General features: G+C 48.5%; 12 protein-coding genes. 5 read left to right on the top strand and 7 right to left on the bottom strand.

The window, feature by feature from the left end; all coding sequences use genetic code 11:
* The first annotated feature begins 110 nt into the window (after positions 1-110).
* Both C170_RS00850 and asd read left to right on the top strand, forming a co-directional pair.
* A complete protein-coding gene (locus C170_RS00850) occupies positions 111-1,241 on the top strand; it encodes a YheC/YheD family endospore coat-associated protein (protein ID WP_036605809.1) in 1,131 nt (376 codons plus the stop codon).
* Between the two features lie 85 nt (positions 1,242-1,326).
* Entirely contained in the window at positions 1,327-2,118 is a 792-nt protein-coding gene (gene asd / locus C170_RS00845; protein WP_036605808.1) for an archaetidylserine decarboxylase, read from the top strand.
* 347 nt (positions 2,119-2,465) lie between these two features.
* Here the strand turns inward: asd and C170_RS00840 are convergent, their stop codons facing one another.
* On the bottom strand, positions 2,466-3,251 hold the full coding sequence (locus C170_RS00840; protein ID WP_036605807.1) for an AraC family transcriptional regulator: 786 nt from the start codon (positions 3,249-3,251) through the stop codon (positions 2,466-2,468).
* 178 nt (positions 3,252-3,429) lie between these two features.
* Positions 3,430-4,914, bottom strand: a complete 1,485-nt coding sequence (gene pdxR / locus C170_RS00835; protein ID WP_442789446.1) for a MocR-like pyridoxine biosynthesis transcription factor PdxR — start codon at positions 4,912-4,914, stop codon at positions 3,430-3,432.
* A gap of 128 nt (positions 4,915-5,042) precedes the next feature.
* Between pdxR and C170_RS00830 the strand changes: the two genes are divergently transcribed.
* From C170_RS00830 to C170_RS31235, 3 genes are all read left to right on the top strand, one after another.
* Positions 5,043-5,660, top strand: coding sequence for a pyridoxamine 5'-phosphate oxidase family protein (locus C170_RS00830; RefSeq protein ID WP_036605805.1), 618 nt, complete (start codon positions 5,043-5,045; stop codon positions 5,658-5,660).
* Positions 5,661-5,838: 178 nt separating this feature from the next.
* Positions 5,839-7,137, top strand: coding sequence for an aminotransferase class I/II-fold pyridoxal phosphate-dependent enzyme (locus tag C170_RS00825; protein WP_036605804.1), 1,299 nt, complete (start codon positions 5,839-5,841; stop codon positions 7,135-7,137).
* A 213-nt stretch (positions 7,138-7,350) separates the two neighbouring features.
* Positions 7,351-7,479, top strand: coding sequence for a hypothetical protein (locus C170_RS31235; protein WP_017692471.1), 129 nt, complete (start codon positions 7,351-7,353; stop codon positions 7,477-7,479).
* Positions 7,480-7,648: 169 nt separating this feature from the next.
* Here C170_RS31235 and C170_RS00820 read toward each other — a convergent pair whose 3' ends face one another.
* The 5 genes from C170_RS00820 to C170_RS00800 all read right to left on the bottom strand — a co-directional run bounded on the left by C170_RS00820 (position 7,649) and on the right by C170_RS00800 (position 12,523).
* Positions 7,649-8,866 carry an ABC transporter permease gene (locus C170_RS00820; protein ID WP_036605803.1) on the bottom strand — a complete coding sequence of 406 codons (1,218 nt, stop codon included), beginning with the start codon at positions 8,864-8,866 and terminating at the stop codon, positions 7,649-7,651.
* A 2-nt stretch (positions 8,867-8,868) separates the two neighbouring features.
* Positions 8,869-9,621, bottom strand: coding sequence for an ABC transporter ATP-binding protein (locus C170_RS00815; protein WP_036605802.1), 753 nt, complete (start codon positions 9,619-9,621; stop codon positions 8,869-8,871).
* 27 nt (positions 9,622-9,648) lie between these two features.
* The gene (locus tag C170_RS00810; RefSeq protein WP_036605801.1) at positions 9,649-11,022 is read right to left on the bottom strand and encodes a DEAD/DEAH box helicase; all 1,374 of its coding nucleotides are present in this window, start codon (positions 11,020-11,022) and stop codon (positions 9,649-9,651) included.
* Positions 11,023-11,234: 212 nt separating this feature from the next.
* A complete protein-coding gene (locus C170_RS00805; RefSeq protein WP_036605800.1) occupies positions 11,235-12,008 on the bottom strand; it encodes an SDR family NAD(P)-dependent oxidoreductase in 774 nt (257 codons plus the stop codon).
* Between the two features lie 56 nt (positions 12,009-12,064).
* The gene (locus tag C170_RS00800) at positions 12,065-12,523 is read right to left on the bottom strand and encodes a chemotaxis protein CheX (protein WP_036605799.1); all 459 of its coding nucleotides are present in this window, start codon (positions 12,521-12,523) and stop codon (positions 12,065-12,067) included.
* Between the last annotated feature and the right edge of the window lie 101 nt (positions 12,524-12,624).

The following is a 12,624-nucleotide window of genomic DNA, read 5'->3' as shown; positions in this document are numbered from 1 at the left end:
CATCTTACACACCGGTCTGCGTTATCGCGATGTCTGAGCCATGCGGTGACAGGCCGGCATTCCATGAATGGACGATCCATGGTCGCGATAACATCGAAGGAGGAACGGTCATGCTCCAAGAAACGATCGGCATTATGTTCGATTCACGCATGTACCGGGGGATACCGGCCGGAAGGACCGGTCAGGAATCACTCGCGAATTATGAACAGGCAGCGGCCAGTTATGGATTAACCCCCTGCTTTTTGAGGCTGGAAGATATCGATTCGGATCAAAAAACATGTCTTGCCTATGTTAAAAAAGAAGGCAGATATGTTCGCGAGCGTATGCCACTGCCCTCCGTCATTCATAACCGCTCACTCCAGCTTCGCCGGACGGAACAGCATCAGATTACCAAGCTGATGTTGCAGGGTATCCAGGTATTCAACGTTCGCAACCGGTACCGTAAAGATCACATTCATGACATGCTTCATCAGGACCTCGCCTTGCGAGAACACCTGCCCCGTGCAGTCAAAGCTACGCCAGAGTCTCTGGCCTATATGATGGAACAATATGATGACCTCGTCATCAAACCATGCAGCGGTAGCATCGGTCATGGGATTATGCGAGTCTTCGAGCGAGATGGGCAGTGGAAACTAACCTGTGAGACGAAGGCGGCACGCAAAGGGTGGGCTACCTTCCGATTGAGCAAAGGACAGCTTCCTTCCGCCACCCTAAGGCGGATCTTTCGCCATGCCTACCTCATTGAAGAGCGTATCCCACTGGTACGTTATGAGGGCAGGCCGGTAGATTTGCGGGTATCTGTACAACGTGGCAGCGATGGTCTTTGGGGAATAACAGGCATGTTTGCCAAAGCGGCTCCTGCCCATACGTTTGTCAGCAATATCGCCCAGGGCGGTAAAGTCATGAAGCTCGCAGAGGCCCTTGGATTAGGGGAATCTGGCTTTGACCTGGCCCAATTGGAATACAGAATCGGACTCGTTGCACTTCGAATTGCCCAGAACCTGGCGGCCAGTCTGCCACATCTGGCTGATCTGGGTCTTGATCTCGGGATAACGCGCAGCGGCCAGATCTATTTTATTGAATGCAATGGACGGGATCAGCGTTACGGTTTTCGCAAGGCGGGAATGTCGGAACACTGGAAGGCAACGTACAGCAAACCGATGGCTTATGGGCGTCTGCTGCTGGAACAGAATTCGAGAATTCCGAGACAACCGCAGACATACGATAGGAGACTATATTGATTTCGTGTGCATTCTGTGTCAATATTATGCAGAACGGCCGGTCTTGCCGGCCTTGAAGTTCGCATTAACCCTAAGGGGGATATTCATGGCAAAAACGCTGTTGCGATTAATGACCGAGCTTTCTTCGCGCAAATGGATCTCCCGGACCGTGGGAGCCTTCTCCAAAAGCCGGGGAAGTAAGGCATTTATCCCTTATTTTGTCCGGACCTACGACATCCCTGTTCAGGAGGCCGAGAAAGACTGGAAGGAATACCGTTCACTGAACGATTTCTTTACCCGCAAATTAAAGCCGGGCATGCGCCCGTTGGAACTTTCAGAGCATGCACTGATCAGCCCGGTAGATGCCAAGATTACGGCAGCCGGTCCAATATCTGCAGGGACACTCCTGAATGTTAAGGGACAAAATTATACACTTGCTGAATTATTAAACCATTCTCCCCATCTGGAGAAGTACAAGCACGGGTACGGGTTCGTCCTCTATCTCAGCCCTCGCGACTATCACCGCATTCATGCACCTGTCAGCGGCCGCAAGATAGAGAGCGAACACATCAAAGGCAAAGTTTATCCCGTGAATGACTTTGGCCTGACCCATATGAGATCCGTGCTTAGTCGAAACGAACGACTCATTACGTATATCGCACATGATTACGGTGAAGTGGCGGTTGTCAAAGTAGGTGCGATGAACGTGAGTAGCATACAATATGCTGATACGGACATAAGTACCTGGGCACAAGGCGATGATCTGGCCTATTTTGAATTCGGTTCCACCGTTGTTCTGCTGACGCAGAGTGGCACATTCGAACCAAACCCGGGCTTACAGCCAGGCGATTCCGTCAAAATGGGAGCATTGCTTGGTCGTTTAAAACCGAAGAACTAATGAGTCCATACGCAAATAAAGAGGATGGCGCAGCACCTGTAACCAGGTATTGCGCCATCCTCTTTATGAATTCATATTCATCCATATATACATGCAATACGAAGCTTCGCTCCGTCGTTATTGGTCTGCTGAGTTCTCCTCAAAACCACACATCTTGCAAGTCCTCTGCCGGTTTGAAGCGACGCAGACGGTTCCGGAAAATATTGCATCCCTTCGTAGAGCATCCCCGGTTGCGGACCCGACGTTTTCCGTTCATCATAAGTTCCCCCTTTTGGTCATCTGGAATGCTAGATAATTACCCTTGCATTCCAGACTTGAAACGGTTTCCTGTTTTTCTCATTAGAATTTTAACGAATCTCGGACGGGCTTTTGCCGGTATACTGCTTGAACTGACGACTGAAGAAGAAAATATCCCGGTAGCCCAGAGCATCCGCCACTTCGGTCACATTCATGCCGGTATGCACCAGCAGATGTTCCGCCCGTTCAATACGCATGCGGATAATATAAGATTGCACCGATGATCCCACCAGTTCCTTGAACTTGATCGAGAAGTATCGGGGCGATAAGCCAGCCCGCGCAGCCAGATCTTCCACCCGATGCGTAATCCCGGGATGCTGACGCACATAATTGGCGACCTCCTGGATGACATCGGACAACTGGTTGCTCACCTTTTTCTCCACAGGTTCTTCCGTATCGGCGCGCAGCAGATGAATCATCAATTGTTTCAGAATCAATCGGCTCTCTTCATCACGTCCGTACACATCCGATAAGAACAGTCTTACATAACGTGCCAGCAAGTGCTCAAACTCCACCGTTTCCTGTACCTCGCGATAGGACTGGGGAACGTCAGCAACAGGCACGTCCACATCAAAGTGAATATACGTAAGTACCAACGGTTTTTGCTTATTATGTGTTGCAGTAGGATGATCTCCTGGCCTGAACAAAAAACAACTACCCTTGCCAACTTCATACGACTGGTCATTCAGTACAAGCGTTCCTTCACCACTCCATACATAAAATAAATCATAGTTTTGCATCGGTTTTTCCCGTTTCTGCCACTTCCAGCCCGGTTCACAGACAATTTTGGCGACAGCGGGCAAAATAACAAATGATGACGGCGATGCCTGCAGCATGTCGCCACTCCCCCTTGATAGTTAATCTCTCTGCATATGGCATCATTCTGATCTGAATCTCACTTCTTCAATCCAGGCCATATGTATTTCAGTATCTTGCATGATTCAATCCAACTTGCTCATATATAATCTCTGCCCCTACAGGAGCGAAATGTCTTATCCCATTATACAGCGGAATTCACCGAAACGAAAATGTGCACTTCTCCCAGGCTAGCCGCATTCGCCGGATTCCCTCTGTCATCTCTTCTTTCTCCAGATGTGCAAAAGCAAAACAGGCCGCCGGATGACCTGAAGTCAACCGATATCGCTCTGCATCACGGAACAATATGCCATCCTCCTGAGCAAGCTTTTTAAATCGCTGATAACTGTCCACATCGCCATTCCAGGTAGCGTAGATATGCAGTCCTGCATCACCAAGCTGCATTGTGAATGCCTCCGGCAACTGTAGTTCCATCTCGCGGACAAAAAAATCATGCCGTTCCCCATATAACCGGGTTAACCGTCGTAAGTGCCTCAGGTAACCTCCTCTGGTCATAAATTTTGCCAGTGCGCGCTGCTCTAACAGCGCCGGAGGTACCGGTTCATACAACGCCTTGGCGGCAAGCAGAGGTTCTACCAGACCAGGTGGCAGTACGGCGTAGCCAAGTCGAAACGAAGCAACCATCGTTTGTGAGAATGAACCAACGTAGATGACGCGCTGTTCACGATCAAGCACTTTGAGGGGTTCAATTGGTCTTCCACCCCATCGGAATTCACTGTCGTAATCATCTTCAATGATGACCGCATTCCGCTTTGAGGCCCACGCAAGCAAGGCACGTCTTCTGTCCAATCCCAGCACGGCCCCTGTTGGAAACTGCCGGGTAGGGGTGACAAATAACGTCTGTGCCTCCCAAGGCTGAGGAATAATGCCTGCGGCATCCAGCTCTGCCGGGATGATATGCCCACCACAGGACTTGACGGCATGAGCGATGCCCGGATACCCCGGATTCTCTAATACAACTGCTGCCCCCTCTGTGATCAACAGCTGGGATAGTAAGGTGATGCCTTGCATTGAACCACTGAACAATACAATCTGAGAGGGTTCAGCCTGAATACCACGTGTCCATCTGAGATGGGAGGCGATGGCCTCACGCAGCTCCGGATCACCTGCTACACCGCTCGATTCTCGCCAACCACTGCGATGAACCGCAGCGAGTGCACTCTTCCACTCCCCTAACGGGAAATGTTCTGCAGGCATGCGCTGCATTTGAAAATTAATGACGGACGCCTTCGGTGAAGACATCTGAGTCCGCAGGATTTCATGTTGCGTATTCAACATCTGTACTCGTTCGCCCCAGGGAGACAACTTGAGAACGGCTTCCTGTTTTTCATTTTCCTGAGTGGATAATGTTTCGGTGACAAATGTACCTCTTCCCCGATGTGCATGGACATAACCATCCGCAAGCAACATGTCATATACCTGAGCTACCGAACCACGTGACATCTCATATTGCTTTGCCAGCTCACGGGTGGAAGGAAGCCGCGTGCCTCCCACCAATGTGCCTGCATGAATGGCATCACGTAACGCATGGTACAAGGCCTCATACTTGTATCGATGCTGAAGTTCATAGGTATCCATCGGCAGCCACAATTCCATCATGCACCTCTCTTCATTTGTATTCATCTGTGATCCCCGACTAATTGGCCTACTAAAGTGAATGTAAATTGGATCTATTTCATTGTCAATGTATGAACTATGGTTATCCATAAGATATGGCGTTCTATTATACATTCAATGATGGGGGAATACACATGAGACGGAAAGAATTCACAGTAGATGAAGAACAGGAAATTACCGCATTTCTGGATCAGTGCTCCTTCGGGTTTCTGGGAACGGTCAGTCCGGACGGACAACCACGGGTTACACCGCTGAATTTCGTATATATGGACGGTTGCTTTTATTTTCACGGCAGTCTGGCTGGCGAGAAGATGAAACAGATCAAACAGGATTCGTCGGTCAGTTTCACAGTAGCTGAAGAGTTCTCCCTGATTCCATCTTATTTCAGTGATCCTGAGCTTGCTTGTCCAGCGACTTCTTTCTTCAAAAGTGTTATGGCCTTTGGTCAGGCTGAACCGGTTAAAGATCTGGACATCAAAGGTAAGGTACTGCAACGATTCATGGAGAAACTCCAGCCGCAAGGCGGATATGTACCCATTGACGCTACTGACTCGCGTTACACAGGAAACCTCAAAGCTGTAGCCGTAGTCCGAATTAGTCCTGAAAGGATCAGTGCCAAGTTTAAATTTGGACAAAACCTCTCGAGTGAACGATTCGATCATATCCGTGGTGAACTGGAACAGCGCAATGAAGGAAGAGATGCCGAAACTGCTGAAATGATGCGGAAATACTGTCCATTTCATCAGCAATAAGTTTCATTTCTTGAGGATTACTCCAAGGTCGAATACAACGATAACCCACCCGAAAACCCTCTGCAACAACGCGGTAAAGTGATATAACTGTCATATTGCGTAATTTCCGTGACGGGGGCATGTCAAGGTGATATAATGTTAGGCAGTTGAATCACAAAGACTTGGAAGGATGAAAAGAATGAATCCACTGGCTGAACAGTTGAACGAAAGTATTCAGACAGGCAGCAGTCACGTCTACTCCATGCTGTCACAGCTTGGCAAAGAAATTTATTTTCCTAAAGAGGGGATTTTGAGTCAATCTGCTGAAGCAGCAAGCTTGGCCAAGACCCATAATGCCACGATTGGTATCGCCCTGGAGGGTGGTGTGCCGATGCATCTTCAGGTTATTCAGGAGAAGCTGTCTGCATTCCAACCAAAGGATCTGTATCCTTACGCTCCACCTGCAGGCAAACCTGAATTGCGGACCGTTTGGAGAGACAAGATGCTGAAGGAAACACCTTCTCTGGAAGGCAAAACGTTTGGCAATCCGATTGTAACCAATGCATTAACCCATGGACTTAGTATCGTAGCCGACCTGTTCGCCGATGAAGGGGACGCTGTCATATATCCAGATAAAAACTGGGAAAATTACGAGCTGACCTTCGGAATTCGTCGTCATGGCCAGTTGGTTCATTATCCCCTGTTCGATGATCAGTTGAACTTCAACAGTGATGGTCTGCTTCAGGCTTTGCTTGATCAAAAGGACAAAGGTAAAGCCATCGTTCTGCTCAACTTCCCGAATAACCCTACAGGTTATACGCCTGGAGCCGAAGAAGCAGATGCCATTGTGAACACGATTCTTCAGGCAGCTGAAGCCGGCGTTAACGTGGTTGCTGTAACAGATGATGCCTACTTTGGACTGTTCTTCGAAGATTCCATTCATGAATCCCTGTTTGGCAAACTTGCCAACATTCATCCACGTGTGTTGACCGTAAAAGTGGATGGTGCAACCAAGGAAGAATTCGTATGGGGCTTCCGCGTTGGATTCATTACGTATGCCCATGAAGATGCAGCCGTTCTGCATGCATTGGAACAAAAAACACTCGGTATTATCCGGGCAACGATCTCCAGTGGCCCGCATCCTTCCCAGACTTTTGTACTGGATGCGCTCAAAGCACCGGAATTTGAAGCACAGAAACAGGAGAAGTTCGAGATTATGAAAGGCCGTGCCAATAAGGTAAAAACCATTCTCGATAGCGGCAAGTATGGAGATGCATGGGACTATTATCCGTTCAACTCCGGTTACTTCATGTGCCTGAAGCTGAAAGAAGTTGGCGCTGAAGAACTTCGAAGCCATTTGCTGCACAAATATGGTGTGGGTACAATCGCGCTGGGTGAATCGGATCTGCGAATCGCCTTCTCCTGTATTGAAGAATCCGGGTTGGAAGATCTGTATGAAACCATCTATCGTGGAGTTCAGGATCTGCGGACGAGTTAAATCATACCTGAACCCTGAATGTTATAAGAACCCTTTGTATAACGGCGACGCTTCATGTCACTGAATATACAAAGGGTTCTTTTGTGTTTTATCAGCCCAAAAGCTTTAATTTCTGGCTTTACCGGGCATCGGCCCAATCAGCCTACCCCCATGGCACATAATATACGATGTACGCAAGGGCGTGCCAAACAACCACTTGAAAGGGGAATGACCATGTCTGGAGTTGAAGATACAAGAGGCGGTTATGGATGCGGCGGTTACGGCGGAGGATTTACAAACACAGGTGCCATTCTCGTTCTGTTCATCTTGCTCGTGATCATCACTAAATCGTTCCTCTGTTAGTATCAATACACACTTGCGCGAGAATCAAGTGATCTGATTGCAAGATTCCATTACAGCACAAAGAAGGGTATACCGGGATACAGCCCGGCATACCCTTCTTTTGTTATCTTTTGTACCTCTCACTGATGAACCCAATGTAATAATCCGAGTTGGTCAGGTGTCCGATCGTTTACTCGTCCTCTTCTTCCTTCAACCACTTGTTACCTTGCGAACGCCGCATGATCACAATCACCAGTATACCCAAAATAAGTGCTACTCCGGTGACAGTCAGTCCGCTTGCTCCGGCAGCCAGCATAGGCAACCACATGAGCAATGCAGCCAGTGCATGTAGATGGAATATGAATCCCAACACCTGAGAACGACGACTCTCACCCGAGATTGGATAGATCATAATCCAGAACGATTCACTATGACTGCGACGCAGTGCACCTAACTGAACACCTGCAAGCAACAGGAAGAACAGATACACCCCGACACCAAAGTAGCTGCCTGCTGTCCACCAGGATAGTAACATGCCCAGAACAACTAGGCGTAACACGATTGAGAACACTTCGGTTCGAACAAACGTTTTGGTTATCAAGTAACGGTAAGCTTTACCTGCATTCCAGGGAAGACCACTCCCCAATCTGCTAAGCCAGCGACGCGAACTTACTTTCTGTCCGGATGAAGGTACATCCACAAACCAGCCAAGCGTCCGCATAACCCTGCCAGCCTGACCCTGCTCTACCTGAATCAGTCGTTCCCACGCTACACGATGTTTCACCGGTATACGCAGGGCGACGATGTAGACAACAGCCAGCAACAGCAGGAACCAGACGCTGCGCTGCGGAGGTTGCCACAGCCAAGCGCTAACCGCCAGCACTGCCAGAGCCCATCGCAAGAGACGATATCCTCTTGCTGCCCCAACCTGAACCATTCTTAGCTCTTGCCATGCTCCATAACTGGACAACCCTTTCCACAGCAGCAGGAACACAATGAACCAGCCAAATGGCCGTGCATCCAGATCTGCTCTGACATAGAGCGGCCACAGTGTAACAAATACAAGCAGCAAGCCGAGAGTTTTATAGATGATGCCCCGGGCAAAGCTGTTCTTCAAATATTCCTGCATCCGATATTCCTGTGGTCGCAGGAACACAATATCTGCCGGAAGCAGATATGTACGATAACTGCTAAACAGCACTAGTGGTGCCAGCAGCAGCAATGCAACCCAGCGAATCGGAAATTCCGCCGGAATGTTCTGGACAAACGATGTATACCAGGCGGAGAACGCAATGACGAGAAATAAAAAAACCATAGCTACACCGCTCTGGATCACATAACCCAGATAAGGAAGAATTCCATTCCAGAATCCTGTGCGTCTTTGCTTCCATAGCAGCTTGAGATCCATGCTCAATCCCTGCCTTGTACGAGGGAATAGAACATGTGCTCCAGCGTGGCATCGGATTCCCCGAATTGGGAGCGCAGTTCATTCAGCGTACCTTGAGCAATAACCTGCCCACGGTGCAGAACGATAAAACGGTCACAGTAATTTTCAATCGTGGACAGAATGTGTGAACTGAGCAGGATGGATGATCCCGAAGCTTTCATCTCCAGCATAAAATCAAGCAAAGAGCGAATACCCAGCGGGTCCAGTCCCAGGAAAGGCTCATCAATGATGTACAGTGGTGGTCCTGCCACAAAAGCACACATGATCATGACCTTTTGTCTCATCCCCTTGGACAGGTGAGTCGACAGACTTGTACTTTTCTCATTCATACGGAACAGTTCCAGCAGTTTCTCCGTACGTTGTTTGAAATCAGCCTCCGACACATTGTACGCTCTTGCCGTAAACTCCAGGTGCTCCATCACCGTCATCTCATCATACAGTTCGGGTGATTCCGGTACAAATGCCATAGCCGATTGGTAGATCTGCGCATCCTCGTCCCGCTTCTTGCCCATCACTCGCACTTCGCCCTGTTGAGGGGTCATCAAGCCGAGGATGTGTTTCATGGTTGTGCTTTTGCCAGCACCGTTTAAGCCGATTAGTCCGACCATCTCTCCACGTCCAACTTCCAGATCGATGCCGTGAAGGACGGGCCGTTTGGCACTATAACCTCCGCTTAACCCGCTGATTTGCAGAACAGGCGATTGAACGTTTTCCATCTATCCCTGCACCCCTTTCGTCAGATTCTATTCTTCGGAGCGTGGCGTTTTATCTTTACTCCACTTGGGTGCTCCTTTGTTTTTACGATCCTGGTCGCGCTCCGTGCGGCCTGTATTAACCGTTGGTTTGCTACCCACTGGACGCGAATTGGAGATTGTAGCTCTGGTTCCCCCATTACGATTGCCCTGACCTGGTTTGCGATCTCTGGATTGTCCTGGTTTTCTCGAGAACGAATGTCCCTCAGGCCGCGTGTCCGGACGCGGGTCAGCCTCCAATACTTTACCGCCAAAGAGTACACGTTCTGACAGTTCGATTCCGAGTTCGCGTGCGAATTTACGCATAATAAAGATCTGTGTTTCATCCACAATGGACAAAACGATACCCGAGCGTCCCATCCGGCCTGTACGACCTGCACGGTGAACATAGTGCTCCGAGTCAAAGGCAGGGTCATAGTTAATGACCATTGGCAAACCTTCGATATCCAGTCCTCTGGCAGCCACTTCGCTGGCAATCAGCAACTGAAGTTTGCCATTACGGAAGGCAGACAATACGTTACTGCGGGTCACTTTGTCAGCATCTCCATACAGCGCAGCAGCGGACAAGCCCAGATGATTCATTTTTGCTTCAACTTCACCGATATCTTCGGTTGCATTCACAAATACGATTGCCCGATCCGGATTGTACTGTCTAACCAGACGACGCAGCATGTCAATTTTGTTACGGTTTTCTTCTACAAAATAATAATGCTCAAGGCCCGCAGCCGTAGCTCGATCCGGTTCAATTCCGATCTGAACAGGCTCTTTCATCTCACGCTTTGCGAGTCCAGCTGTATGCTCATCAATGGTTGCTGACAGGAAGATCAGCTGACGGTCCCGCAATGCGCTCTTAAGTACAAAGTTCACGTCACTTACGCCGCCAAGTTGGAACACTTGGTCTGCTTCATCGATAACGATCGTGGAAACGTTGTGCATTTTCAGTTTTTTGAGTGTAATCAATTCCTTCAGTCGTCCCGGTGTACCCACAACCAATTGTGGATGCTCACGCAGCTTCTCGATCTGACGTTTAGCCGCTGCACCTCCAATTAGACCCAATACGCCAATCTTACGTTCTTCCGCATAACGCTGCGCTTCACGTACAATTTGCATCGCCAGCTCTTGCGTAGGTGCAATAATGAGTTTCTGCGTACCTTTGATATCCATTTTGATGGATTGTAACAGTGGCAGCAGATATGCCAGCGTTTTTCCTGTTCCCGTCTGGGATTTGGATACGACATCTCGTCCTTCCAAAATAACCGGGATCGTCTGAGCCTGTACAGGTGAAGGTTCGTTAATGCCATGTTTCGCCAAAACGGCCTCCAGATCCTGTTCCACGCCAATTGAAGCAAATGTTTGATTCGTCATGTATGTCCATCCTTTTAATTTATTCATTTTGATGTTAGCCTTGCTTGTACGGATATAAAACCGAAGCCTGTCATCACATTACCTTTCATTATATGCGAAAAAAGCCTGTGTACCAAATCTTATTCCAGAATTGTATGTATACACGCCAAAAAAAAGAAAAGCCCCTCGGCGGAGCCTTTCTTTCATTCCGTATATGATGCCTCGTATCACATTTACTTCTGATTCATTACACCGTGCGACAATCGATCTGCAAGACGAGGAAATAGCTGGTACAACCATATGCCAGCAGAAGCAAGTCTTGGCAGATTCACTTCTTCCTTGCGCTTTTTCATCGCCCGAATCATATGACCCGCAACGTCTTCCGGTTTCAACATCATCCAGCGTACATTATTCACATAATTGCCAGAAGGGTCAGCCCGATGGAAAAATGGTGTATCAATCGGACCCGGATTAATCGTTGTCACCAGGACGCCAGTCTTGCGAAGCTCTTGACGCAGCGCATTACTAAATCCGAGGACAGCATGTTTCGTAGCTGTATAGGAAGCGGATTTGGCTGTACCAATTTTGCCAGCCATGGAGGCCACGTTCACAATCTGACCTTTGCCACGTTCCAGCATTTGTGGAAGCACTGCTTTGGTACAGCGGACAATGCCCATGTAATTAACGTCCATCATCTCATCGAATTCCTGTACAGACATCTCTGTCATCGCTGCGAATTTCCCGTAACCTGCATTGTTCAGCAAAATGTCGATTCGTCCGTATTTATGCAATATCGCATCCACAGCTGCCTGAACCTGCTCACTATCCGTAACATCAAGCGTGAGTAATTCATGCGGCCCTTTCAGCGAGGCACCAATCTCTTCCAGCTTGTCCCGTGAACGGGCAGCCAGAATTGGGATGGCTCCTTCTTCTATCAGCATCTGCGCACACAGCGCACCGATACCACTCGATGCACCTGTGATAAACACTACCTGATCTTTCAGCATCCGTGATGTCCTCCCGTATTGAACACATATTGCCTTTTGAGGCGTATGGTTCTATTCTACGAGATCATGACCTGAATATCCATCTCACCAATGCCGTCCATCAGCAAAGGAATGCTCAGTGCTTTCGTTGCACTAAATGTAGTCAGATGTTCGGACTTCATCACTTGTGGAGGTGTAATATCGACCACAACACCCTGGTTTGACAGGATAGTGCTGGCGTTACCACTGATCATATTACCCAGTTCGGAAATCGCACTTTTGCTCATTTCATCCATTTCTGTAATGACAAAACCGCCCATCATCGCAGATACAATTTTCAATGCAACTTGTTCATTAATTCCAAATACAATGTTTCCGCTAAGTTGTCCGGTCATTCCGATCACGATCCAGACATGGTCTGCAATGTACTCTACATTTTTCACGCCAAGACTCCCGGTGGAAGGCGAAACCTGGATGAGCTGTTCAAATACGTTCCGTGCCGATTCCAGGAAAGGATTAATCACTTCCGCTTTCACTGTCTATGTCCCCCTCGCACTGGGTTATTGGTCACACACCAAAAGTCCCATATTCATTAAATTTATTATACTTTATCACGTACAAGAATTCATTAAGAATT

Source organism: Paenibacillus sp. FSL H7-689, from assembly GCF_000517905.1.
GTDB lineage: Bacteria > Bacillota > Bacilli > Paenibacillales > Paenibacillaceae > Paenibacillus > Paenibacillus amylolyticus.
Note: the sequence above shows the minus strand (reverse complement) of the source record. Positions and strands in the feature narration are given on the sequence as shown.

Excerpts from the sequence above, each read along its gene's own strand:
- C170_RS00850 (WP_036605809.1), top strand. The coding sequence starts at position 111 with ATGCTCCAAGAAACGATCGGCATTATGTTCGATTCACGCATGTACCGG.
- asd (WP_036605808.1), top strand. The coding sequence starts at position 1,327 with ATGGCAAAAACGCTGTTGCGATTAATGACCGAGCTTTCTTCGCGCAAA.
- C170_RS00840 (WP_036605807.1), bottom strand. The coding sequence starts at position 3,251 with ATGCTGCAGGCATCGCCGTCATCATTTGTTATTTTGCCCGCTGTCGCC.
- pdxR (WP_442789446.1), bottom strand. The coding sequence starts at position 4,914 with ATGAATACAAATGAAGAGAGGTGCATGATGGAATTGTGGCTGCCGATG.
- C170_RS00830 (WP_036605805.1), top strand. The coding sequence starts at position 5,043 with ATGAGACGGAAAGAATTCACAGTAGATGAAGAACAGGAAATTACCGCA.
- C170_RS00825 (WP_036605804.1), top strand. The coding sequence starts at position 5,839 with ATGAATCCACTGGCTGAACAGTTGAACGAAAGTATTCAGACAGGCAGC.
- C170_RS31235 (WP_017692471.1), top strand. The coding sequence starts at position 7,351 with ATGTCTGGAGTTGAAGATACAAGAGGCGGTTATGGATGCGGCGGTTAC.
- C170_RS00820 (WP_036605803.1), bottom strand. The coding sequence starts at position 8,866 with ATGGATCTCAAGCTGCTATGGAAGCAAAGACGCACAGGATTCTGGAAT.
- C170_RS00815 (WP_036605802.1), bottom strand. The coding sequence starts at position 9,621 with ATGGAAAACGTTCAATCGCCTGTTCTGCAAATCAGCGGGTTAAGCGGA.
- C170_RS00810 (WP_036605801.1), bottom strand. The coding sequence starts at position 11,022 with ATGACGAATCAAACATTTGCTTCAATTGGCGTGGAACAGGATCTGGAG.
- C170_RS00805 (WP_036605800.1), bottom strand. The coding sequence starts at position 12,008 with ATGCTGAAAGATCAGGTAGTGTTTATCACAGGTGCATCGAGTGGTATC.